This window comes from Actinomadura rugatobispora (genome assembly GCF_042656285.1).
GTDB lineage: Bacteria > Actinomycetota > Actinomycetes > Streptosporangiales > Streptosporangiaceae > Spirillospora > Spirillospora rugatobispora.
In genome coordinates, this window is sequence record NZ_JBHSON010000019.1 from 111,387 (window position 1) to 133,434 (window position 22,048).

General features: G+C 73.0%; 23 protein-coding genes. 13 read left to right on the forward strand and 10 right to left on the reverse strand.

Annotated elements, in window-relative coordinates; all coding sequences use genetic code 11:
* Window positions 1-8 precede the first annotated feature (8 nt).
* Window positions 9-542 carry an AAA family ATPase gene (locus ACFPZN_RS15965; RefSeq protein WP_378282739.1) on the reverse strand — a complete coding sequence of 178 codons (534 nt, stop codon included), beginning with the start codon at window positions 540-542 and terminating at the stop codon, window positions 9-11.
* A 181-nt stretch (window positions 543-723) separates the two neighbouring features.
* On the opposite strand from ACFPZN_RS15965, the gene ACFPZN_RS15970 reads away from it, so the two are divergent.
* Window positions 724-1,647, forward strand: coding sequence for a TIGR03564 family F420-dependent LLM class oxidoreductase (locus ACFPZN_RS15970; protein ID WP_378282740.1), 924 nt, complete (start codon window positions 724-726; stop codon window positions 1,645-1,647).
* 21 nt (window positions 1,648-1,668) lie between these two features.
* Here the strand turns inward: ACFPZN_RS15970 and ACFPZN_RS15975 are convergent, their stop codons facing one another.
* Window positions 1,669-2,301 carry a LuxR C-terminal-related transcriptional regulator gene (locus tag ACFPZN_RS15975; protein WP_378282741.1) on the reverse strand — a complete coding sequence of 211 codons (633 nt, stop codon included), beginning with the start codon at window positions 2,299-2,301 and terminating at the stop codon, window positions 1,669-1,671.
* 176 nt (window positions 2,302-2,477) lie between these two features.
* On the opposite strand from ACFPZN_RS15975, the gene ACFPZN_RS15980 reads away from it, so the two are divergent.
* Window positions 2,478-3,686, forward strand: a complete 1,209-nt coding sequence (locus ACFPZN_RS15980; RefSeq protein WP_378282742.1) for an RNA-guided endonuclease InsQ/TnpB family protein — start codon at window positions 2,478-2,480, stop codon at window positions 3,684-3,686.
* On the opposite strand, the gene ACFPZN_RS15985 is transcribed toward ACFPZN_RS15980, so the two are convergent.
* Window positions 3,683-4,855: an ATP-binding protein gene (locus ACFPZN_RS15985; RefSeq protein ID WP_378282765.1), complete on the reverse strand. Its 1,173-nt coding sequence runs from the start codon at window positions 4,853-4,855 to the stop codon at window positions 3,683-3,685. The two genes, ACFPZN_RS15980 and ACFPZN_RS15985, sit on opposite strands and share 4 nt — an antisense overlap.
* Window positions 4,856-4,999: 144 nt before the next feature.
* Between ACFPZN_RS15985 and ACFPZN_RS15990 the strand changes: the two genes are divergently transcribed.
* From ACFPZN_RS15990 to ACFPZN_RS16005, 4 genes are all read left to right on the forward strand, one after another.
* Window positions 5,000-6,367, forward strand: coding sequence for a PspC domain-containing protein (locus ACFPZN_RS15990; protein ID WP_378282743.1), 1,368 nt, complete (start codon window positions 5,000-5,002; stop codon window positions 6,365-6,367).
* Window positions 6,360-6,599 carry a hypothetical protein gene (locus ACFPZN_RS15995; protein ID WP_378282744.1) on the forward strand — a complete coding sequence of 80 codons (240 nt, stop codon included), beginning with the start codon at window positions 6,360-6,362 and terminating at the stop codon, window positions 6,597-6,599. The genes ACFPZN_RS15990 and ACFPZN_RS15995 overlap by 8 nt, the downstream gene beginning before the upstream one ends.
* 89 nt (window positions 6,600-6,688) lie before the next feature.
* Window positions 6,689-6,751, forward strand: a complete 63-nt coding sequence (locus tag ACFPZN_RS16000; RefSeq protein WP_378282766.1) for a putative leader peptide — start codon at window positions 6,689-6,691, stop codon at window positions 6,749-6,751.
* A gap of 171 nt (window positions 6,752-6,922) precedes the next feature.
* Window positions 6,923-8,248 carry a dicarboxylate/amino acid:cation symporter gene (locus ACFPZN_RS16005; protein ID WP_378282745.1) on the forward strand — a complete coding sequence of 442 codons (1,326 nt, stop codon included), beginning with the start codon at window positions 6,923-6,925 and terminating at the stop codon, window positions 8,246-8,248.
* Between the two features lie 17 nt (window positions 8,249-8,265).
* Here ACFPZN_RS16005 and ACFPZN_RS16010 read toward each other — a convergent pair whose 3' ends face one another.
* The 6 genes from ACFPZN_RS16010 to ACFPZN_RS16035 all read right to left on the reverse strand — a co-directional run bounded on the left by ACFPZN_RS16010 (window position 8,266) and on the right by ACFPZN_RS16035 (window position 14,314).
* Window positions 8,266-9,465: a glycerate kinase family protein gene (locus tag ACFPZN_RS16010; protein WP_378282767.1), complete on the reverse strand. Its 1,200-nt coding sequence runs from the start codon at window positions 9,463-9,465 to the stop codon at window positions 8,266-8,268.
* A 61-nt stretch (window positions 9,466-9,526) separates the two neighbouring features.
* On the reverse strand, window positions 9,527-11,161 hold the full coding sequence (locus tag ACFPZN_RS16015) for an SLC13 family permease (protein ID WP_378282746.1): 1,635 nt from the start codon (window positions 11,159-11,161) through the stop codon (window positions 9,527-9,529).
* 118 nt (window positions 11,162-11,279) lie between these two features.
* Window positions 11,280-11,945 (reverse strand): response regulator transcription factor, encoded by a 666-nt coding sequence (locus ACFPZN_RS16020; RefSeq protein ID WP_378282747.1) that lies wholly within the window; start codon window positions 11,943-11,945, stop codon window positions 11,280-11,282.
* On the reverse strand, window positions 11,942-13,450 hold the full coding sequence (locus ACFPZN_RS16025; protein WP_378282748.1) for a sensor histidine kinase: 1,509 nt from the start codon (window positions 13,448-13,450) through the stop codon (window positions 11,942-11,944). The genes ACFPZN_RS16020 and ACFPZN_RS16025 overlap by 4 nt, the downstream gene beginning before the upstream one ends.
* Window positions 13,440-13,781, reverse strand: a complete 342-nt coding sequence (locus ACFPZN_RS16030) for a hypothetical protein (RefSeq protein WP_378282749.1) — start codon at window positions 13,779-13,781, stop codon at window positions 13,440-13,442. The genes ACFPZN_RS16025 and ACFPZN_RS16030 overlap by 11 nt, the downstream gene beginning before the upstream one ends.
* Window positions 13,782-13,861: 80 nt before the next feature.
* Window positions 13,862-14,314, reverse strand: a complete 453-nt coding sequence (locus ACFPZN_RS16035; protein WP_378282750.1) for a cupin domain-containing protein — start codon at window positions 14,312-14,314, stop codon at window positions 13,862-13,864.
* Between the two features lie 283 nt (window positions 14,315-14,597).
* On the opposite strand from ACFPZN_RS16035, the gene ACFPZN_RS16040 reads away from it, so the two are divergent.
* Window positions 14,598-16,154 carry an alkaline phosphatase D family protein gene (locus tag ACFPZN_RS16040; protein WP_378282751.1) on the forward strand — a complete coding sequence of 519 codons (1,557 nt, stop codon included), beginning with the start codon at window positions 14,598-14,600 and terminating at the stop codon, window positions 16,152-16,154.
* 54 nt (window positions 16,155-16,208) lie between these two features.
* Window positions 16,209-16,520: a hypothetical protein gene (locus ACFPZN_RS16045; RefSeq protein WP_378282752.1), complete on the forward strand. Its 312-nt coding sequence runs from the start codon at window positions 16,209-16,211 to the stop codon at window positions 16,518-16,520.
* A gap of 325 nt (window positions 16,521-16,845) precedes the next feature.
* On the opposite strand, the gene ACFPZN_RS16050 is transcribed toward ACFPZN_RS16045, so the two are convergent.
* The gene (locus tag ACFPZN_RS16050) at window positions 16,846-17,025 is read right to left on the reverse strand and encodes a hypothetical protein (protein WP_378282753.1); all 180 of its coding nucleotides are present in this window, start codon (window positions 17,023-17,025) and stop codon (window positions 16,846-16,848) included.
* Window positions 17,026-17,182: 157 nt separating this feature from the next.
* Here ACFPZN_RS16050 and ACFPZN_RS16055 point away from each other — a divergent pair, with 157 nt between their 5' ends.
* From ACFPZN_RS16055 to ACFPZN_RS16075, 5 genes are all read left to right on the forward strand, one after another.
* Window positions 17,183-17,326 (forward strand): hypothetical protein, encoded by a 144-nt coding sequence (locus ACFPZN_RS16055; protein WP_378282754.1) that lies wholly within the window; start codon window positions 17,183-17,185, stop codon window positions 17,324-17,326.
* A complete protein-coding gene (locus ACFPZN_RS16060; RefSeq protein WP_378282755.1) occupies window positions 17,326-18,039 on the forward strand; it encodes a CHAP domain-containing protein in 714 nt (237 codons plus the stop codon). The genes ACFPZN_RS16055 and ACFPZN_RS16060 overlap by 1 nt, the downstream gene beginning before the upstream one ends.
* Before the next feature lie 221 nt (window positions 18,040-18,260).
* Window positions 18,261-18,770 (forward strand): (2Fe-2S)-binding protein, encoded by a 510-nt coding sequence (locus tag ACFPZN_RS16065; protein WP_378282756.1) that lies wholly within the window; start codon window positions 18,261-18,263, stop codon window positions 18,768-18,770.
* The gene (locus ACFPZN_RS16070) at window positions 18,767-21,139 is read left to right on the forward strand and encodes a xanthine dehydrogenase family protein molybdopterin-binding subunit (protein WP_378282757.1); all 2,373 of its coding nucleotides are present in this window, start codon (window positions 18,767-18,769) and stop codon (window positions 21,137-21,139) included. The genes ACFPZN_RS16065 and ACFPZN_RS16070 overlap by 4 nt, the downstream gene beginning before the upstream one ends.
* The gene (locus ACFPZN_RS16075) at window positions 21,136-21,993 is read left to right on the forward strand and encodes an FAD binding domain-containing protein (RefSeq protein WP_378282758.1); all 858 of its coding nucleotides are present in this window, start codon (window positions 21,136-21,138) and stop codon (window positions 21,991-21,993) included. Before ACFPZN_RS16070 ends, ACFPZN_RS16075 begins: the two co-directional genes overlap by 4 nt.
* Window positions 21,994-22,048: the final 55 nt, after the last annotated feature.

The window sequence follows — 22,048 nt, forward strand, 5'->3', positions numbered from 1 at the left end:
CGGCGCGGTCACTCCTGGGGGACGGCCCGCTCCAGGATCTCGTCCACCGTCTCCTCCACCGACTGGCCGGAGGAATCCAGCCACAGCCCCATCCGCGGCGTGTTCTCGCGCAGCGCGCGGTCGAGGTCGTCGACGGTGAACGGGCCGTACGCCTTCTTGGCGCGGCCCCTCTCCCGCTCCGCGATGACCTTGGGCTGCGGGGCCAGCACGACCACGTACAGGGGCCGCGTCCGGATCTGGTTCACGAGCCAGGGCAGCATCTCGCCGAGCACCACGTCCTGGAGGACGACGTTGAATCCCGCCTCCGCGTACGTGTCGGCGGCGCCGGCCGCCAGGCGGTGGCGCAGCCGAAGCTGGGCCAGGGCCTCCCGTGAAGGGTCGGGGCTCATCTCGGCGCGCCCGCCCACGATGAAGCGGCGGAACGCGTCGCCGCGCACGTGGGCCGACCGCGGCAGCCGTTCCGCCAGGGCCTGGGCGACCGTGGACTTGCCGGCCGCCTGCACGCCGGTGATGAGGTGGACCGCCGCCCCTCGTCCGTCCATGCTCAGCGCCCGAAATGGGTAGAACGCCGGAAACACATGCGATCACAGTGGCACACTCGGCCGTCGCCCGCACACCAGAATCCGATCACCGCGCGGCCTTCCCGCCCTTCCGTCCGGGTACCCGGAACATTCAAAGCTTCCCGATGGGAATACCCGGAAATCCACCGAGGTTCCCGCTGCCATGACCATCGGAGTAGTCATCCCCCTCCCCCGCACCGGCAACGCCGTCGACCTCCAGGTGGACCTGGCCAGGGAGGCCGCCGGCGCCGGCCTGCGCTCGGCGTGGTTCCCCCAGCGGTTCGACCACGACGCCATCACCATCGCCGGGATCGCCGGACGCGAGGTGCCCGGACTGGCCGTCGGGACCTCCGTCGTCCCCATCTTCGGCCGCCATCCGCTGCCGGTCGCCCACCAGGCGCAGACCGCCCAGGCCGCCACGCACGGCAACCTGCACCTCGGACTGGGGCTGGGCGCCCCCGCCTTCGTCGAGTCCAGCCTGGGCCTCCCCTACGACCGTCCCATCGCCCGGCTGCGCGACTTCCTCACCATCCTCCGCTCGATCTTCGAGACCGGCACCGCCGACGTCCACGGGGAGATTCTCACCGCCGCGCCGCCGATGCCCGCCGCGCTGCCCGGCGCCGAACCGCCCGTCCCCCTCCTGGTCGCCGCGATGGGCCCGCAGGCCCTCCGCGCGACCGGCGAGCTGGCCGACGGCACGCTGCCCTTCCTCGCCGGTCCCCGCGCGCTGGGCGAGCACATCGTCCCGGCCGTCACCGCCGCCGCCGAGAGCGCCGGACGCCCCGCGCCCCGCATCGTCGCGGCCGTCCCCGCCGTGGTCACCGACCGGGTCGACGCCACCCGCGAGACCGCCGCCGCGCAGACCGCCTTCTACGACTCGATCCCCTCCTACCAGCGGGTGATCGAGCTGTCCGGCGCCTCCCGCGCCGCCGAGCTGGTCACCGTCGGCGACGAGAAGGCCCTGGCCGCGGCCGTCCAGAGCTACCGCGACGCGGGCGCCACCGAGGTGGTCGTCACCCAGACCGACATCGCCGGCGAGCCCGACCGCCGCCGCACCTGGCAGGCCCTCGGCGCCCTCGCCCCCTGACCGGGTCCGTCCTGAAACCGCTCAGACGAGGCGGCGGGCGGCGGCCCAGCGGGACAGTTCGTGCCGGTTGGACAGCTGGAGCTTGCGCAGCACGCTCGACACGTGCGTCTCGACCGTCTTGACCGAGATGAACAGCTCCTTGGCGATCTCCTTGTACGCGTAGCCGCGGGCGATCAGGCGCAGCACCTCGCGCTCGCGCTGGGTGAGCTGGTCCAGCTCGGGGTCCACGGCGGGCACGTCGCTGGCGGCGAAGGCGTCCAGGACGAAGCCCGCCAGGCGGGGCGAGAAGACCGCGTCGCCCTCGGCGACGCGGGCGATCGCGTCGGTCAGCTCCGGGCCGGAGATCGTCTTGGTGACGTAGCCGCGGGCGCCGCCGCGGACCACCCCGATCACGTCCTCGGCCGCGTCCGACACCGACAGGGCCAGGAACCGGGACGGGACCGAGCCGTGCAGGCGGCGCAGCACCTCGATGCCCCCGCCGCCGGGCAGGTGCACGTCCAGCAGCACGACATCCGGCTTCGCCGCGCGGATCACCGCGACCGCCTCGTCGACGTCGCCCGCCTCGCCCACGATCTCCACGCCGTCGCCCAGCTCGGCCTTCACCCCGGTCCGGAACATCTGGTGATCGTCCACCAGCACCACGCTGTTCTTCATCGGATACCTCCGTGGAGACCCCGTCCTTGAGGGCGGGGAGGAAATGGTCCCCCTGCGGAGCAGAGGGGTCGGGGGTCCGCCGCCACGGCGGAGCCCCGCTGGCGTTCAAGGTGATAGGCGCCACCTGAGGGTGACGTTGAGTGATTATGTCGGTGGGGTCTGTTACGGTCACGACCGTGAAAATCGTGGTTCAGGTGAGGCTGCTGCCGACCGCCGAGCAGGCGGCCGCGCTCGCGGCGACCCTGACGGCGGTCAACGCCGCGGCCGACCACGCATCGGAGGTGGCCTACCACCGGTTCGCCCTGAACGCGCGGCAGGTCCCTTTGCATCGGGCCGTGTACGCCGATCTGCGGGCTCAGGGCCTGGGCGCCCAGGCCGCCGTCCGCGTGATCAAGAAGGTCGTCGACGCCTACACCACCCTGCGCGCCACCATCCGCGCCGGAAACCTGGGCAGGCACGACTCGCCCCGTCGGATCAAGGCCGAGAGCAAACCGGTCACCTTCCGCAAGGATGCGGCGCACCCCTACGACGACCGGAACCTGTCCTGGCAGACGGACGCACGGACCGTGAGCATCTGGACGGTCCACGGCCGCCTGAAACACCTCCCCTACACCGGCTCGGCCGCGCAGCTCAAAACGCTGGCCGAGCACCGCAGAGGCGAGAGCGATCTCGTGGTGCGGGGCGGGAAGTGGTTCCTGATCGCCACCTGCGATATCCCCACACCCGAGACGTATGAGCCCCGGGACTGGGTCGGGGTCGACCGGGGCATCGCCAACCTGGCCACCACCAGCGACGGGGTGAACCACCAGGGCCGGGGCCTGCAGCACTACCGGCGCCGCATGGCGCGGGTCCGGGCCGAACTGCAGGCCAAGGGCACCAAGTCCGCCAAACGCAAGCTCAAGAAGTGGGCACGCCGGGAGACCCGGCACGCCACCCACATCAACCACGCGATCGCCAAGAGCGTGGTGGCCGATGCCGAACGCACCGGACGCGGCATCGCCCTGGAAGACCTCCAGGGCATCCGCGACCGGACAAGGGTTCCACGGCACCGGCGGGTCACCCACTCCTCCTGGCCCTTCCACCAACTCGGAGACTTCGTCGCCTACAAGGCCGAGCGGGCCGGTGTCCCGGTCCTCACGGTGGACGCCCACCACACCTCCCAGACCTGCCCGCGCTGCCGGCACGTGTCCAGGAGGAACCGTCCCAGCCGGGACACCTTTCGCTGCGTGGTCTGCGGGCTCGCCGGCCCGGCCGACCACATCGCCGCCGTGAACGTGCGCACACGGGCGCGAACGGCGTGGGTGCTCGTCAACGCGCCCCATGCGGCCGTGTCACCGTCCTCTCGTCAGGGACTGTCACGAGCTGCAACCCCTGTCCTTCCTTAGGGCCGGGAGTTGATCTCCAGACGTACCTCGGTGCCCTCGCCGGGGGCGGTGCGGAGCTCGGCCGTGCCGCCGTTGCGCTCCATGCGTCCGATGATGGACCCCCGCACGCCCATCCGGTCCTCGGGGATCTGCTCCAGGTCGAAGCCCTTGCCCCGGTCGCGCACGAAGATCGCCACGTCGTCGCCCTCGACCTCGGCGTAGACGGAGACGCTGGGCGCCCCGCTGTACTTGGCGGCGTTCACCATGGCCTCGCGGGCGGCCTGCAGGGCCGCGTCGAGCCGGTCGTCCAGATCGGTGTCGCCGACGCACACCACCTCGATCGGGACGCCGTGGTCGTCCTCCACCTGCCCGGCGGTCTCCTTGATGGCGGCGGCGAAGGTGCGGTCGGGGTCGGCGCGCGGCTGGTACAGCCAGGTGCGCAGGGTGCGCTCCTGCGAGCGGGCCAGCCGCTGCACCTCGCGGGGGTCGTGCGCGTTCCGCTGGATCAGGGTCAGCGTGTGCAGGACGGAGTCGTGGACGTGCGCGGCCAGCTCGGCGCGCTCCTGCGAGCGGATCCGCTCGTGCCGCTCGGCGTCCAGGTCCTGCCAGAGCCGCACCACCCACGGGGTCACGATCACCGCCACCCCGGTCAGGATGATCAGCATCGCGATGATCACGGACCGGGCCTGGCCCACGTCCACGCGCTGCGCCACGAACCCGCCGATGCCGCCGACCACCAGCAGCACGCCCAGCAGGCTGCGCAGCCACATCTGCCGCAGCGGGACCACCCAGCGCTGCCGCTGGTCGCGGTCGGCCTGCTGCCACAGGATGGAGGCGCCCACACCGCCGGCGACGAACGGCCAGAACGCCGCCTGCGCGAACCCGGCGCCCCAGGTCAGCACGGACAGCCCGGTCGCCACCGCCCCGTAGGCCAGCAGTTGCCCCCAGTCGCGGCCGTTCCGCCTGGACGCGGCCTCCTCTTCCTCCCGCCGCAGCGGCACCAGCACCCAGAACGCGATGTACGCGGCGACACCCAGCCCGCTGGCCAGGGTCAGCAGGACGAACGCGCCCCGGATATAGAACGCCTCGACGCCGAGATGGCTCGCCAGGCCGCGGCACACGCCGGCCAGCAGCCGGCCCTCGCCGCGCCGCTCCAGCCGTGCCACCGGCCTCGCCTCTTCGCTCACCATCGCGGTTCCCACGGTAACGATGCTGCCGCGGTGCTGTCGCGCCCGCATCAGGGCACGGCCCTGAACGGGTGCGGTCATCCTCAGGGTCAGGTCAGGGGCGTCCCGGATACCGCGCGCGGGTGAGCGGGCGCGACGATGGGGACCATGGCGGACGAGCAGAACACGCCCCGTGCCGAGGGCCCCTCGCGGCTGGCCCGCGTGACCGAGGGCCGCGTGCTGGCCGGGGTGTGCACCGGCCTGGGCCGGTACACCGGCATCGACCCGGTGGTGTACCGGGTCGGCTTCGCGATCATGGTGCTGGCGCACGGCCAGGGGATCCTGCTGTACATCGCGGCGGCGCTGTTCATGCCCGCCGCGCCGGACCGGGCGGCGCTGATGGAGCAGGTGTTCCGGCGCCGGTTCGACGCCACCGGGACGCTGTCGATCCTGGGCGCGCTGCTGTGCGCGTCGATGGCGCTCAGCCTCATGGGCAACGGTGTGTTCCAGGCGGGCGTGCCCACCGACACGATCGCGGTGCTGACGGTGACGGGGCTGGTGCTGCTGACCGCGCACGCCCGGGGGGTCGACCTGGGCGCGGCGGCGCGGTCGTTCCCGGAGCGGCTGCACGGGTACCCGCTGGAGCCGAAGGACCCGGCGGCCGAAGGGGCGGATTCGGTCGTCTCGCTCGAGAAGGACTCCGGCCCTCAAGGCGGCGGGGGCTCCGGGGGCGGGGGCTCCGGGGGCGGGTGGTCCGAAGGGATGATCGATCTGGCCACGCTGAGCAGGCCGCGCGGGCCGGGCCCGTCCGGCGGCGGGGCGGCGGCCGCGCCGCCAGACGGGGCGACGGCAGTGCCGCCGGAGGGGGCCGGACGGGCGCCCGGCGGGCGGGTGGCGGACCCGCCCGCGCACAAGGACCGCCGCCACCGTGCGGTGCTGACGTCCGTGACCCTGCTGGGCGCGATGGCCGTCGCCGCCGCGACCTGGCCGGTGGCGCAGACGTATCCGGGTCCGCAGTGGGCGATGCTGGTGACGGCGTCCGCGCTCGCCGTCGTCGGGTGCGGGCTGCTGATGGGCGGCTGGTTCCGGGCGCGCGGGCTGGCGACCATGGGCACGGTGCTGACCTGCGCGCTGCTGACCTCCTCGGTGGCCGCCGAGGCGCCCCGCGACGCCCGGTACGGCGAGGTCGAGTGGCGGCCCGCCGACGCCGCCCGCACCCAGCAGGACTACAAGATCGCGGCGGGCTCGGGACGGCTCGACCTCACCGCGCTGCCCCTGCGTCCCGGGCAGCGGGTGCACGTCACCGCCGAGATCACCTTCGGGGAGCTGGACGTGCGGGTGCCCCGGTCCGCCCGGGTCGAGGTCGACGCGAGGGTCCTGCTGGGCGATCTGGACCTGGCGGGCCGTACGATCAGCGGTCCCAACGCCCGCGCCGAGCAGGTCCTGGAGGCCGAGGGCGCCGCGGCGAAGAACCCGCCGGTGATCGCGCTGCGCGTCCGCGGCCGGGTGAGCGATGTGGTGGTGACCCGTGTCTGAGCCGGTGCGCGAGGAGAGCGGGGCTCTCGGTGAGGACGGCGGGAAGCGGCGGCGGTTCGACCCCGGGTCGGTGGTGACGGGGCTGTTCTTCCTCGGTGTCGCGGGCGTCTTCGTCGCCGGCGGGGTGACCGGCGAGCTGGTCGCGGGGCCGCAGGTGCTCGGGCCGGCGCTGCTGGTCGGGCTGGGTCTGGTGGGGATCGTCCGGGTCCTGACCCGTTCACGCCGCCACTGAAGTGTGACGGAGATCACCTTATCCGAGGGGAACTGCTTTTCCGATCGTTACGGTTGGATATGCCCGTGAGGTTCTCAGAGAAGATCATCATGCTCGTGGCGAGGCTGCACATCGATCTGTGCCGCCTCGCCAGCGTGCTGTGTCGCGCCTGACGCCCCCGGCAAGCTCCCGCTCCCCCTTTCCCTTCTCCCCACCCCGGAACCCACCGTCCCGCCGCCGCCGCGCGCCGCCGTGCCACAAGCATGCGTCCGTGCCGCGTACGCCGTACCGCGTGCCGCCGTGCCGCGCGACCGGACGGTGCCTCATGTCTGGAGACCCCGGCAGTGAACCTGCGCGTCTGGAAATGGCAGTTCTGGCAGCAGATCGTGCTCGCCCTCGTCCTCGGTGTCGCCGTCGGCGCCGCGTTCAACAACCTCGGCGACGGCGAGAAGCTCGCCGAGACCTGGCTCGACCCGTTCGGCGGCGTCTACACCAGCCTGCTGCGCGTGATCGTGGTGCCGCTGGTGCTGGCGGCCATCGTGGTCAGCATCGGCCGGCTGCGCAACGTCGGCAGCGTGGCCCGGCTGACCGCCAAGACCCTCGGCTGGTTCGTGGTCACCTCGGCCATCGCCACCGCGATCGGGCTGGCCGTGGGCCTGCTCGTGCAGCCCGGCGAGGGCCTGGGCAAGCTCGCCACCGAGAGCGCCGAGACCGAGGAGGTCACCTGGACCCAGGTCCTGGAGAACCTCTTCCCGTCCAACATCGTGAACGCCATGGCGGAGGGCAACATCCTCGGCCTGGTCACCTTCGCCGCGCTGCTCGGCGCCGCGCTGGTGGCGATCGGCGAGCGCGGCGAGCGGCTGACCGCGCTGTTCGACGACCTGTACGTGGTCATGCAGAAGATCGTGTGGTGGGTGGTGCTGCTCACCCCGATCGGCTCGTTCTTCCTGATCGCCTCCGTGGTCGCGACCTACGGGGCGAGCTCGCTGGAGCCGCTGGCCAAGTTCACCGGCGCGATCTACCTGGCGGTGCTGGTGATGCTGGTGGTCGGGTACCCGGTGCTGCTGCGCGCCTTCGGCCGGGTCTCGCCGCTGAAGTTCTACCGCAACAGCTGGCCCGCGCTGCAGTTCGCGTTCGTGTCGTCGTCGTCGCTGGCCACGCTCCCGATCGCGCAGAAGGTGCAGATCGAGCGGAACGGCGTCCACCCCGAGTACGCGAGCTTCGCGCAGCCGCTGGGCGCCACGATCAAGTTCGACGGCTGCGGCGCGATCTACCCGGCGGTGGCCGCGATCTTCGTCGCGCAGTACATGAACCTGGACCTGGGCTTCGCCGACTACGCGCTGATCGCGCTGGCCGCGGTCATCGGCCAGCTCGGCACCGGCGGCACGCCCGGCCCGGCCCTGGTCGCGCTGACGCTGACGCTGACCACCGTGGGCCTGCCGCTGGAGGCGGTCGGCTACCTGATCGCCATCGACAAGGTCATCGACATGGCCCGGACGGCGCTGAACGTGGCCGGGCAGCTCACCGTCCCGGTGCTGGTGGCCCGTTCGGAGAAGCTGCTGGACGAGGACGTCTTCAACGCCGTCCCCGTCGAGCTGACCTCCGGATCCGCGGCGCCGGACGAGACGCCCGAGACCCGGAAGGCGGCGCCCGAGCCCGCCGGCACCTGACCGGCCTCGTCCGCGGCTCATCGAACCGCGCCCGCGCCCGCGCCCGCGCCGGCGCGGCCGGGCGCGGCGAGGTTGAGGGCGGTGCCGAGCAGCACCATCCGCAGCGCGCGCTCCGCGCCGTCCGCCAGGAACTCCTCGCCCCGGGACAGGGCCTCGGCCAGGTCCACCGGGGCGGGGAGGATCCCGGCGAACGCGTCGATCCCGCTGCCGTAGACCAGATGGGCGTCCGGCCCGATCGTCCCGGCCAGGGCCAGTACCGGCTTGCCGTACCGCTTGGCCCGCCGCGCCACCTCGGCGGGGATCTTGCCGCGCGAGGTCTGCCGGTCGATCGCGCCCTCGGCGGTGATCACCAGATCGGCGCGGGCGAGCAGCCCGTCCAGGTCCACGTGCTCCAGGAGCACCTCGAAGCGCGGCAGCAGCCGGGCGCCCGCGGCCGCCAGCCCCGCGCCGAGCCCGCCGGACGCGCCGCTCCCCGGGCCGGTACGGAGATCGACCCCGGCGGGGACGTCCATGTCGCGTTCCAGGATGTCGGCCCAGCGGCACAGGGCCCGGTCGAGCGCCTCCGCCTGCGCGGGGGTCGCGCCCTTCTGCGGCCCGTACACGCGCGCCACGCCGTGCTCGCCGCACAGTACGTTCCAGGGGTTGCAGGCCACGAGGAGCTCCGTACGGGCCAGCCGCGGGTCCAGCCCGGAGGCGTCGATCCGCGCCAGCCGCGCCAGTGCGGCTCCCCCGGGCGGGAGGTCGTTCCCGGACGCGTCCAGAAGCCGGGCGCCGAGGGCCCGCAGCGCGCCCGCGCCGCCGTCGGACGTCCCCGAGTCGCCGCAGCCGACCAGGACGCGGCGGGCGCCGCCGTCCAGCGCCGCGGCGATCAGCTCCCCCACGCCCGCGGTGGTCGTGCGGCCCGGATCGCGGGCGTCCCGCGGGACCAGCCGCAGGCCCGCCGTCGCCGCCATCTCCACCACCGCCGTCCGCGGCCCCGGCCCGCCCATGACCGCGTAGTGCGACTCCACCGGCCGTCCCATCGGCCCGGTGGTGACGCGCGGCACGATCCGGCCCCCGGTGGTGCGGGCCAGCGCCGCGGCCGAGCCCTCGCCGCCGTCCACCAGCGGCAGCGTGTCGATCACGGCGCCCGGGACCACCCGCCGCACCCCGCGGGCGATCATCGCCGCGACCTGGTCGGCGCTCAACGACTCCTTGAACCCGCTAGGGGCGATCACGATCCGCAACGGAAACTCCTTCGACAGCGGTGACAGGACAAGGGGGCCGGAGTCCCGAGGCTCAGCGGGTGACGGGCAGGCCGAGCAGCGGCCACACGTACAGCGCGAAGGCCAGCACCAGCGCGGCGGTCAGCGGCGCCAGCACCGCCGAGACCCGCAGCAGGTCGCGCGGCGTGTACGTCGGCACGTCCTCGATCCCGTGGAAGAGCGCGACCGGTTTCGCCGACGACGGCAGCGTCAGGCAGAACCCGGCCGCCGCCGTGGACGCGAACGCCGCCGCGACCGGCGAGATCCCGGCGCCCAGGGCCGCCGTCATGACCAGCGGCACCAGCACGCTCGACCGCGCCGACCGCGACTGGAGCACCAGGTGGGCCAGCGTGCTCACGGCGACGACGCCGCCCAGGAACAGCCAGGCGGGCGGCGGCGCGCCGCCGGAGCGGGCGAAGAGGCCGCCGGTGATCCAGGCGGCGGCGCCCGAGGTGGTCAGCGCCACCCCCATGGCCATCGTCGCGGCCATGAACAGCAGCATCGACCACGGAACCGTCTTCAGCGACTCGCCCAGCCGGACCGTCCCGAGCAGCGGCGAGCAGCTGACGACCGCGCCGACCAGCGCGACCACGGCGGGCGGCACCCCGTGCAGCGGCTCGCTGCACCACAGCACGACCACCACCGCCAGCAGCGCCGCCGAACGGGCCTGGTGGTCGGTGAGCCGGCCGGTCACCCGCACCCCGGCGGCGGCGCCGACGTCCTCGGCCCGGACCGACACGGGCAGGCGGCGGTCCGCGCGGGTGGTGGTCAGCAGCAGGATGACCTCGGTGGCCAGATGCGCGGAGACGATCGCCGGCGGCGTGCCCAGCAGCAGCCACTGGACGAACCCGATCCGGTGCCCCGTCGCCTGCGCGACCATCTCCGCGGTGATGAGGTGCGCCCCGGCGCCGATCAGCGTGGCGACGGCCGACAGCAGGATCACCGCCGGGAAGATCAGCGCCAGCGCCAGGACGACCCGGCGCCGCTCCCGCAGCGCGCCCGCCAGCGCGAGGAACACCGGCAGCGCGAGCGCGGCCCGTCCCGAGGTGGCGGGGATCGCGAACGCGCCGGCGACCAGCGCGGCGGTGGTGAGGTGCGCGAGCTGCCGCACGGTCCGCGCGCCCGCGACGAAGAACGCCGCCGCGCGGGTGGCCAGCCCGGTCCGCGTCACCCCGGCGGCCAGGACGAACGCGCAGATCAGCAGCCAGATCGTCGGGTCGCCGAGGCTGCCGAACAGCACGTCGGCCTCCAGCGCCCCGGCGGTGACCAGCACCAGCCCGGCGGCCAGCGCGACATAGGTGTCGTCGATCGGGCTGAACATCCACAGCAGCGTCGCCACCGCGAAGACCGCCAGCGTGACGCGGCCGGGCGTCCCGAGCCCGTCCACCCCGAACACGGCGCCCGCGCACGCGGCGACCGCCGCCAGCGCCAGGAGGCCGTACCGGACCGCCGCCTTACGGCCCCGCGGGTTCAGCCCAGGCGGGCCGGGCCGCTCGCCGGTCTGCCGCGTCTCAGCGGACGGGGCGGGCGTGCGGGTCGGACCGGGCGATCCGGCCTCTCCGGACGTTCCGGTCGGGGTGGTCCCGCTGGTCTGTGCGGCCGTGCCGGAGTCGCCGGCCTGGCCGGTCGCGCCTGTCTCATCCGTCCCTCTGCCCGTCGCCGTTCGCACCGCCGGTCCGGCTTCTCGCACCACCGCTCGCTTCGATCTCACATGTCGATCCTGCGAAGCGGCGGTGAGCCGGTCATGAACGGCGCATGAGGCAATCTTCATCCAACGGGCGGCCCCGTCAAGGCAGGCGGTACCCCATGCCGCGGACGGTCTCCACGCAGCCGTCCCCGAGCTTCTTGCGCAGCGCCCGCACGTACACGTCCACGATGTTGGAGCCGGGGTCGAAGTCGTACCCCCACACGTGCGAGAGGATCTGCTCGCGCGACAGCACCTGCCCCGGATGGCGCAGGAACAGCTCCAGCAGCACGAACTCGCGCGCCGTCAGGTCGACGGTCCGGTCCCCGGCGCGGGCGCGGCGGGTGCGCAGGTCGAGGGTGAGGTCGCCGGAGCCCGACCGCAGCAGCGTCGTCTCGGGCGCCCGCGACGCCCCGCGCAGCCGCAGCCGCACCCGCGCCAGCAGCTCCTCGAACCGGAACGGCTTGGTCATCCAGTCGTCCGCGCCGCCCTCCAGCCCCGCCACCGTGTCCTGGACGGAGTCACGCGCGGTCAGCACGATCACCGGGGTCGCCACCTGGGCCTCGCGCAGCGCCCGCAGCACGGTGAACCCGTCCCGGCCGGGCAGCCCGATGTCCAGCAGGATCAGGTCGAAGCCGCGGCCGAACGCCTGGGACAGCGCCATGTCGCCGTCCTCGGCCACCGTCGTGCTGAACCCGTTGGCCCGCAGGCCCTTCTCGATGAACGTGGCGATCCGGTTCTCGTCCTCGACGATGAGGATCCTGTTCACGCGGACGTCACCTGCCCCTCCCGGCCGTTCCCGCGACCCGCCCGCGGCAGGTCGAGCTCGAATGTCGCGCCCTGGCCGTACGTGCCGCCCAGGCGCACCGTCCCGTCGTGGCCGGCGGCGATCGCCCGGACGATCGCCAGGCCCAGCCCCGCCCCGGTACGCGGCCGACGCCCGCCCGACGTCGTCGTCGCCGCGCCGTGCGCGAACCGCTCGAAGATCCGCTCGGCGTCGTCGGGATGCACGCCGGGGCCGGTGTCGGCGACCCAGAACCGCGCCCGCTCGTCGTCCAGCGCCGACCCGACGCGCACCACGTCGCCGGGCCCGGTGTGCCGGACGGCGTTGTGCGCCAGCTGCACCACCGCCTGCGTCACCCGCTGCGGATCGACCCGCGCGTCGCCCTCGCCGATCCCGTCCAGCACCCAGGCGCGGTCGCCCAGCGCCCGCACCTTGGCGTAGATGTCGCTGGTCAGCTCCGTCACCGGCACCCACTGGAGCTGGACGAAGTCGGACCGCTCCGCCTTGGCCAGCAGCAGCAGGTCCTCCACGATGCGGCTCATCCGGTCCAGCTCGTCGGTGACCAGCCGCATCGTCTCCTCGCGCTCGGCCGGGTCGTCGCCCATCAGCTCCAGATGGCCGCGCACGATCGTGATCGGCGTGCGCAGCTCGTGCCCGGCGTCGTCGACGAACTGCCGCTGCGTCGCGAACGCGCGGTCCAGCCGGTCGAGCATCGCGTTGAACGTGGCCGCCAGCTCGCCCACGTCGTCGTGCCGCCACACCGGGATGCGGCGGGCCAGGTCCTGCTCGGTGATCTCGGCGGCGGTGCGGCGGACGAGCCGTACCGGCGCCAGGATCCGCCCCGACACGATCCAGCCGATGCCCGCGCCGCACAGCAGCGCGGCGGCCGAGACCCCGCCCATGACGCGCATCATCCGGTCCACCTCGGCGATGTCGCGTTCGATGAAGTAGGCGATCACGAACGAGGCGGGCCGCACGGACGCCCCCCGCGCGCCGCCCGGCGTGACCGTCTCGACCTTGGCCCAGCGGATCTCCCCGGCCGGGCTCTCGGTGCGGCCCGAGGGGCCCGGCGCGTCCAGGATGCGGCGCATCGCGGCGGCGTCGTCGGCGAGGTTGTAGGGGCCGCCCTCCCGGTCCTGCCGGATGATCCGGCCGTCCGGCACCACGCCCAGCAGGAGCTCGTCGTCGTCGGCGTGCTGGCGGCGCAGATGGGTGAACAGCAGCGGAGCCGCGTCCGTGAAGGGCCGCCCGGTGGCAGGGTCGCGGCCCTCCCGGGCGAACTGCTCGAACTCGCGGGCCTCCTGCTCCAGCAGCTGGTTGCCGTCGCCCTCCACCTCGGCGACCAGGATGGCCCGCACCATCAGCCCCACCGAGGCGAGCGCGACCGCCATCACCCCGACCAGCCACAGCATGATGCGCATCCGGGCCGAGACGCCCGGACGGCCGGGGGTGCGGAGGGGCCGGGTGCCCTCGGTTCCGTCAGCCGTCATCCGGTCCGTCGTCCCCCACGTCGTCGGCGTCGTCGTCGTACACCGGCGGCGGCGCCGGGACGACCGAGGGCGGCTGGGAGGAACCGGACGGGGACGGGCTCCCGCCCTGCCCCGGGACCGCCGTCCGCCCCGGGACCGGCGGGGTCTGGCTGGGAGCCGGGGCGGGAGGGCCGGTCGATCTGGTGCCGCTGCCGTCCCCGACCTGCACCCGGGACGGGACGTTCGGCTCGCCCGGAGAGTCCGACAGGACCTGGCTGATCCCAGCGATGCCCAGCGGGACGGCCACGATGGCCCCGATGACCGCGACACGCTGCACGATGCTGCTGCTCATGCCGCCGAGCGTGCCGGACGCGGCGAAAGCCCCGATGAGGCCAGGATGAGGATTTCTTCATCTGGCGCTCAACGACCAGGTCAGAGCCCGCGTTCCCCCGACGGGCCGGACAGGGCGCCGTGCAGCGTGATCGCGTACGCGGGACCGGGGTTGGTCAGCTCGTGCGTGCGGCCGCCGCCGTGCACGCGGACCCGGTTGGCGCGCAGCGGGCGCCGCACCACCCCGTCCGGGGTGATCCGCACCTCCGCGAGCTCGCCCGCGATCACCGTGCTGACCTCGGTGGCGGTGTGGTCGTGCACGTCGGTGCGGTGCCCGGGCGGCCAGGTGACCAGCCACAGCCGGACGCCGTCGCCCTCCTCCAGCGGCACCCGCACCGGGCCGGCCGGGTCGAACCGGACCAGCCGCCACCAGCCGCCGGGGGCGGCGCTGAGCTCGTGGACGCGGGCGGCGAGCTGCCCTACGGTCGGGGGGCGCCGGAACGTGACGCGGCCGTGCGGGTCGTCCTGACCGCGCATCGTGAGATCGGGAACCATGCGGAAGGTCCTTCGGAAACGGCCGAAGATCGGCCGGTCGGGCCGGAAAGGTCAGAGATCTGGCTCAACGACACGAAGGACGACACAGCGCGCTGGCCACGCGGCGGAGGGCCACAGGGCAACCGAGAGAGATTCGCGCTGGCACGCAGACAAGGACACCCTGGTCACGGGGCATTGTCAAGTCGATCAGAAGAAGATCACCATATGTCCGGAGTTCATGCGTCGGCCACCGCCCTCCGCGAGCATGCGACCGCGACTCACCCCCACGAGAACGGAGACGCCGATGAAGCCGGACCGACGGAGCGTCCTGCGCGGCGGCCTGGCCGCGGGCGCCGGAGCGGCCCTGGGCGGGCTGCTCGGCGGCGGCGCGGCCGCCGCCTCCCCCGGCCTGGTCCGTTCGGGCCGGCCGCTGCTGACGCACGGCGTCCAGACCGGGGACGTCACCGCCCACGAGGCCGTGGTGTGGGCCAGGTCCGACCGCCCCGCGCGCATGATCGTCGACATCGCCCGGCGGCCCGACCTCAAGGACGCCCGGCAGGTCCGCGGCCCCGTCCTGACGCCCGACACCGACCTGACGGGCAAGACGTTCCTGCGCGGCCTGCCCGCCGGCGAGGAACTGCACTTCCGGGTGCGGCTGGCCGACCTCGACCGCGGCTCGGCGCTCTCCGAGGCCGCCACCGGCCGCCTGCGCACCGCGCCGCGGCACCACGCCGACCTCGGCTTCGTCTGGTCGGGCGACCTGGCCGGCCAGGGCTGGGGCATCAACACCGAGCTGGGCGGCTACCGGATCTTCAAGGCCATGGGCGCCCTCGACCCGGACTTCTTCCTGTGCAGCGGCGACCTCGTCTACGCCGACGGCCCGCTCACCGAGACCGTCGCGCTGCCCGACGGCCGCACCTGGCGCAACCTGGTCACCCCGGAGAAGACCAAGGTCGCCGAGACGCTCGCCGAGTACCGCGGCCAGTTCCGGTACAACCTGCACGACGCCAACCTGCGCGCGTTCAACGCGCACGTCCCGATGATCTACCAGTGGGACGACCACGAGGTCACCAACAACTGGTACCCGGGCGAGATCCTCGACCTGCCGCAGTACACCGAGAAGCGCGTGGACGTCCTGGCCGCCCGCGCGCGCAGGGCGATGTTCGAGTACACGCCCACCGCCGTCCAGGCCCCCAAGGACGGCCGCCTCTACCGCCGCATCTCCTACGGGCCGCTGCTGGACGTCTTCGTCCTGGACATGCGCACGCACAAGGACCCGAACGGCCCCAACAACAATGCGTCCCAGACCGAGGGCGTCCTGGGCGCCGACCAACTCGCCTGGCTCAAGCGGGAGCTGCGCCGTTCCAAGGCCACCTGGAAGGTGATGGCGGCCGACCTGCCCATCGGCCTCATCGTCCCGGACGGCTCGGCCGCCCAGGAGGGCATCGCCCAGGGCGACAACGGGGCCCCTCTCGGCCGCGAACGCGAAATCGCCGACCTGCTCTCCTACGCCAAGAAGAACAAGGTCCGCAACATGGTGTGGCTGACGGCGGACGTCCACTACACGGCGGCGCATTACTACGACCCGTCCAAGGCCGCGTTCAAGGACTTCGACCCGTTCTGGGAGTTCGTCACCGGCCCCCTGAACGCCGGCGCCTTCGGCCCCAACAACCTCGAAGGCACCTTCGGCCCCCAGCTCGCCTTCAGGAAGACGCCCCCGCGCGCCAACACCTCCCCCGCCGAGGGCTACCAGTTCTTCGGCGAGGTCGCCATCGACGGCCGTTCCGGCGAGTTCACCGCCCGCCTTCGTGACATCGACGGCAACGCCATTTACTCCAAGTCACTGCAACCCATCCGCTAGGGCCACTGGAAAACCGCCGCTGAACGGCGACCATGGTGACCCGAGGAGGTCGTCATGAACGACTACGTCGTGAGCCTCATCCGCACCTGGGTCCCGGTCGCCGTCGGCGCGGCGCTCACCTGGCTGGCCACGGAGGCGGGCATCGTGCTGGACGACGACACCAGCGCGACCGCCACCGCCGCGGCCGTCGCCGTGGTGACCGCCGCCTACTACGCGGCGGCCCGCGCCATTGAGCAGAAATGGCCGAAGGTGGGCCGCATCATGCTCGCCCTGGGCCTCACCGGCGCCCGAACACCCGCCTACCAGCCGACAACTCCCGCAACTCCCGCACCCCAACCAACCCCCCAACCACCCCCCACCACCTGAGCGGCGACCGGGCGCTCGAGAGAGGCCGGGGCACAAGAGACGAGGACACAAGAGTGACCTGTGAGGCGCTCTCCCTGCGCTGGCATTGTCCAGATCAGGTGCTAGGGGTCGCCTTCCGCCTCGTGCTCATGGCTTCCGGCCTCTCAGCCTTCTCTTCGGTTCCCCTCTCGGAGTTCCTCCGGTCCGGCTCCCTCGCTCGTCTCACAGGCCAGTTACTAATGTAACGCCGCCCGCCATTCCGGAACTTTCGCTTGCCTCCCGTATTGGCAAACATTCCGGAGATCAGGGCGCCGTCAGCATCACGGTTGCGTCGCAGGCCCGGGTTTCACGAGTGGATGACGGGGCCGAGGGTCAGGCCGATCAGATGGATCAGCGCGAGGACGGCGCAGACGGTGACGGCCCTGATGACGTTGGCGCTCAGGCGACCCCGGCGGCGGAGGGGCTCCCCCTCGTCGTAGTAGAAGAGGAAACCTGGCCGGTGGCGGCGGGTGATCGCGGGCGGCATGCGCTCTCCTGTCTCGTCAGAGGTTGAACGCGCGAGAGCGCCGTTCGTAGGTCACGGCGGCCGGATGTGGCTAGGGCGTTTACCAGGCCCGTTTGCACTCTGGGTAGTCATTGGATTACTCTTTGACATGACATGACGGCCCACTTACGGAGGCGCCGTGAGCTTGCCCGCAGAGATGGATCAGGTCGACGTCCACCCCGACGTCCACAGGGCCACGGAGGACGACGAGGAGCAGGTCCTCCGCGGGCTGTACGGGGAACCCGACCCGGACGGGATCTACCGCGGCGAGGAGGTCTCCTGATGGGGACGGCCGACGGGATGCTCGCCGAGGCGCGCGAGTCGCTGGGGCTGTCGGGGCGGCCCAACGTCATCACCCGGGAGTACGCCGAGCGGCACGGCGACGAGTTCCTGGAGGCCGCGTGGTGCGACATGGCCGTCACCTACTGGGCGCGGCGCTCCGACAATGTGGAGGCGGTGCTGCCGGGCGGCGACCGCGCCTACACCGTGTGGCACGCCCAGGACTTCCAGAAGATCGACCGCTGGTTCACGGGGACGACCGAGAACGTCGACGACGCCGAGCCCGGCGACATCGTGTTCTTCGACTGGGGGACGTCCAACACGATCGGCGCCATCGACCACGTGGGGGTCGTGGAGAAGGCCCTCGGCGGGGGCCGCGTCCAGACGATCGAGGCCAACACCGACGACGCGTGCAAGCGGCGGGTGCGGTCGTCGTCGGTGATCGCCGGGTACGGGCGGCCGGACTACGCATCGTCGCACTGGACGGAGGAGATCGTGAAGAAGCTGCCGGAGCTGAGCAGGGGCGCCACCGGCGAGCACGTGCAGACGCTGCGGGCGCTGCTGCTGGCGCGTTCGCATCCGGAGATCGGGGAGGTGGACGGTCCGTTCGACACCGAGGTGGAGCTGGCCGTCCGGGCGGTCCAGGTCTGGGGCCGGGTCACCCCGGACGGGATCGTCGGGCCCCAGACCTGGCCGGTCCTGCTGCGGGTCCACTGAGGTGCGCAGCGGGCTCGCCCGGGATGTGAGCCAGGTCCGGCGGGGTGTGAAAAAGGCCACATCAGGGGCTAGTACACACTTCAACATCGGCATAGGTTCGTAGGGTCGTTCGCCCTCCCGCCCCGGAGGTGGCCCCGATGCCGTGGCCCGACCAGCGCGCTCCGCCCTCAGGGACGTCTCTCCCTGCCAGCCCCACCCCCGAGACGTCCCTGGGAGAACGAATGCCCCGAATCAAGGTCGAGGTCGACGGCGCGATGTACGAGGACGACGTCGAACCCCGGCTCCTGCTCATCCACTACCTGCGCGACCGGCTGGGCAAGGTCGGCACCCCGATCGGCTGCGACACCACCAACTGCGGCGCCTGCACCGTCCTGCTCGACGGGATGAGCGTGAAGAGCTGCTCCCTGCTGGCCGTCCAGGCGGACGGCAGGCAGATCACCACGATCGAAGGGCTCGGCCTCGACGGCGAACGCCACCCGATGCAGCGGGCCTTCCACGAGGAGCACGCGCTGCAGTGCGGCTACTGCACGCCCGGGATGATCCTGGCCTCGATCGACCTGCTCCGGGAGAACGCCGACCCCTCCGACGAGGAGATCCGGGAAGGGCTCGAGGGGAACCTGTGCCGGTGCACCGGCTACCAGAACATCGTCCGCGCGGTGCGCGGCGCGGCGGCGGAGATGCGCGTCCAGGGCGAGGGCCGGCCGGCGGCGGAGCGGGAGGCGACCTCATGACGGTGACCGGCGAGGCGGGCACGGCGGCGCGCGAGGTCGGCTCGCCCCGGCGGCGCACCGAGGACGCGCGGCTCATCACCGGCCGCACCCGGTGGACCGACAACATCCAGCCGCAGGGCACCCTGCACGTGGCGTTCCTGCGCAGCCCGCACGCGCACGCGCGGATCGAGAGCGTCGACGTCGGGCAGGCGCTCGCCCGCCCCGGGGTGGTGGCGGTGCTCACCGGCGCCGACCTCGCCGCCGAGCAGGGCGGCCTGCCGTGCGCGTGGCCGGTCACCGAGGACATGAAGCATCCCGACCATCCGCCGATGGCGGTGGACGAGGTGCGCTACGCGGGCGAACCGGTGGCGTGCGTGGTGGCCCGCGACCGGTACACCGCCGTCGACGCGCTGGAGGAGATCGACGTCGACTACGAGCCGCTGCCCGCGGTGGTCGACATGGAGCGGGCGCAGCGCGGCGACGACGGGCTGGTGCACGCCTCGCTCGGCACCAACGAGAGCTACCGCTGGGTGTTCGAGAACGGCGACGTCGACGCGGCGCTGCGGGACGCGCCGGTGCTGATCGAGCGCCGCTACGTGCAGCAGCGGCTGATCCCGACCGCGATGGAGCCGCGCGCGGTGGTCTGCGTCCCGGAGGGCGACGACTTCACGCTCTACTCGGCGACGCAGATCCCGCACATCCTGCGGCTGATGCTGTCGGTCGTCACCGAGATCCCCGAGCACCGGATCCGGGTGGTCGCGCCGGACGTGGGCGGCGGCTTCGGCTCCAAGCTGCAGGTGTACGGGGAGGAGGTGCTGTGCCTGCTGCTGGCGCGGCGGCTGGGCCGTCCGGTCAAGTGGACCGAGTCGCGCAGCGAGGGCAACATGACCGTCCACCACGGCCGCGACCAGATCCAGCGGCTGACACTCGCGGCCGAGCGCGACGGCCGGATCCGCGGGCTCAAGGTCGACCTGCTGGCCGACATGGGCGCGTACCTGATGCTGGTCACGCCGGGCATCCCGATCCTGGGCGCGTTCATGTTCAACGGCATCTACAAGATGGACGCCTACTCGTTCACGTGCACGGGCATCTTCACCACGAAGACGCCCACGGACGCGTACCGGGGCGCGGGCCGGCCGGAGGCCACCTACGCCATCGAGCGGCTGATGGACGAGCTGGCCGACGAGCTCGGGCTGGACCCGATCGAGGTGCGGCGCCGGAACTGGATCGGGCACGGGGAGTTCCCGTACGAGACGATCGCGGGCCTGACCTACGACTCGGGCAACTACGAGGCGGCGACCGAGCGGGCGCTGGCGCTGTTCGAGTACGACAAGCTGCGCGCCGAGCAGGCTGACCGGCGCGAGCGCCGCGATCCGGTGCAGCTGGGCGTCGGGGTGTCGACGTTCACCGAGATGTGCGGGCTGGCGCCGTCGCGGGTGCTGGGGTCGCTGTCGTACGGGGCGGGCGGCTGGGAGCACGCGTCGGTGCGGGTGCTGCCGTCCGGCAAGGTCGAGGTGGTGACGGGTTCGTCGCCGCACGGCCAGGGCCATGCGACCGCGTGGGCGCAGATCACCGCGGACCGGCTCGGGGTGCCGTTCGAGGACGTGAAGGTGCTGCACGGTGACACCGCGGTCTCCCCGAAGGGAATGGACACCTACGGGTCGCGGTCGCTGGCGGTCGGCGGGATCGCCCTGTACGGCGCCTGCGACAAGGTGATCGAGAAGGCCCGGAAGGTGGCCGCGCACCTGCTGGAGGCCGACGAGGGCGACCTGGAGTTCGACGCGGGGCGGTTCAGCGTGCGCGGCGTCGCCGACGCGGGCCGCACGCTGCAGGAGGTCGCGACGGCGGCGTTCGCCGCGCACGACCTGCCGGACGGCGTCGAGCCGTCGCTGGACGCCGAGTCGACGTTCGACCCGGAGAACTTCTCCTTCCCGCACGGCACCCATCTGTGCGCGGCCGAGGTCGACACCGAGACCGGCATGGTGCGGCTGCGCTCGTACGTCGCGGTCGACGACATCGGCAAGGTCGTCAACCCGCTGATCGTGGAGGGGCAGGTGCACGGCGGGCTGGCGCAGGGCATCGCGCAGGCCCTCTACGAGGAGGCCGTCTACGACGAGGAGGGCAACCTGACGACCACCACGATGGCCGACTACCTGGTGCCGTCGGCGGCCGACCTGCCCGACTTCACCACCGACCGCACCGAGACCCCGGCGACGTCCAACCCGCTCGGGGTGAAGGGCGTCGGCGAGGCCGGCACCATCGCCTCGACCCCGGCCGTGGTGAACGCGATCGTCGACGCGCTGCGCCCCTACGGCGTGAACGACGTCCCGATGCCGTGCACGCCCGAACGGGTGTGGCGGGCGCTGCGGCAGGCAGGAGGTGCGGAGTGATTCCCGCGCGGTTCGAGTACGTGCGCCCCGCCTCGCTCGACGAGGCCGTCTCGGCGCTGGCGGAGGCGGGCGAGGACGCCAAGGCGCTGGCCGGCGGGCAGAGCCTGATGCCGCTGCTGCGGCTGCGGCTGGCCTACCCGGACGCGCTGATCGACCTCGACCGGATCGACCCGCTCCGGGAGATCCGCGACGACGGCGACGCGCTGGTCATCGGCGCGATGGCCACCCACCACCAGGTGGTGCGCGACCCGCTGGTGAACGAGCACGCCCCGCTCATCGCCGAGGCGACGGCGACGGTGGCCGATCCGGCGGTGCGGCATCGCGGCACGTTCGGCGGCTCGCTGGCGCACGCCGACCCGGCGGGCGACCTGCCCGCGGTGGCGGTGGCGCTGGACGCGGTCGTCCTGGTCCGTTCGGTGCGCGGCGAGCGGGAGATCGCGGCGCGTGACTTCTTCGTCGACTGGATGACCTCGGCGATGGAGCCGGACGAGCTGATGGTGAGCGTGCGCGTGCCCAAGCTCGGCCCGGGCTGGGGCGTCCACTACGAGAAGTTCCAGCGGACGGCGCAGGCGTGGGCGGTCGTCGGCGTCGCGTGCGCCGTGCGGCGCGAGCGCGGCGCGATCGAGGACGCCCGGGTGGCCCTGACCAACATGGGCCCCGTCCCGGTGCGGGCGAGCACGGTGGAGGAGTTCATCGCGGGCCGCACGGTGTCGGACGACTCGTTCCGCTCCGCGGCGGAGTCCGCCACCGACGGCACCACCCCGCCCACCGACCTGCACGGCTCCGCCGAGTACCGCAGGCACCTGGCCAAGGTGCTGACCAAACGAGCACTGGCCACCGCCCCCACGGCCTGACCCCGCCGGACCCGCTGTGGTTTCCCGCCACAGCGGGTCCCCCGTCCGCCGCCCC

Coding starts and splice junctions, on each gene's coding strand:
- ACFPZN_RS15990 (WP_378282743.1), top strand. CDS start 5,000: ATGGCGGACGAGCAGAACACGCCCCGTGCCGAGGGCCCCTCGCGGCTG.
- ACFPZN_RS16060 (WP_378282755.1), top strand. CDS start 17,326: ATGGGGACGGCCGACGGGATGCTCGCCGAGGCGCGCGAGTCGCTGGGG.
- ACFPZN_RS16045 (WP_378282752.1), top strand. CDS start 16,209: ATGAACGACTACGTCGTGAGCCTCATCCGCACCTGGGTCCCGGTCGCC.
- ACFPZN_RS16040 (WP_378282751.1), top strand. CDS start 14,598: ATGAAGCCGGACCGACGGAGCGTCCTGCGCGGCGGCCTGGCCGCGGGC.
- ACFPZN_RS16050 (WP_378282753.1), bottom strand. CDS start 17,025: ATGCCGCCCGCGATCACCCGCCGCCACCGGCCAGGTTTCCTCTTCTAC.
- ACFPZN_RS16025 (WP_378282748.1), bottom strand. CDS start 13,450: ATGACGGCTGACGGAACCGAGGGCACCCGGCCCCTCCGCACCCCCGGC.
- ACFPZN_RS15970 (WP_378282740.1), top strand. CDS start 724: ATGACCATCGGAGTAGTCATCCCCCTCCCCCGCACCGGCAACGCCGTC.
- ACFPZN_RS15965 (WP_378282739.1), bottom strand. CDS start 542: ATGGACGGACGAGGGGCGGCGGTCCACCTCATCACCGGCGTGCAGGCG.
- ACFPZN_RS16070 (WP_378282757.1), top strand. CDS start 18,767: ATGACGGTGACCGGCGAGGCGGGCACGGCGGCGCGCGAGGTCGGCTCG.
- ACFPZN_RS16035 (WP_378282750.1), bottom strand. CDS start 14,314: ATGGTTCCCGATCTCACGATGCGCGGTCAGGACGACCCGCACGGCCGC.
- ACFPZN_RS16065 (WP_378282756.1), top strand. CDS start 18,261: ATGCCCCGAATCAAGGTCGAGGTCGACGGCGCGATGTACGAGGACGAC.
- ACFPZN_RS15975 (WP_378282741.1), bottom strand. CDS start 2,301: ATGAAGAACAGCGTGGTGCTGGTGGACGATCACCAGATGTTCCGGACC.
- ACFPZN_RS15985 (WP_378282765.1), bottom strand. CDS start 4,855: ATGGTGAGCGAAGAGGCGAGGCCGGTGGCACGGCTGGAGCGGCGCGGC.
- ACFPZN_RS16030 (WP_378282749.1), bottom strand. CDS start 13,781: ATGAGCAGCAGCATCGTGCAGCGTGTCGCGGTCATCGGGGCCATCGTG.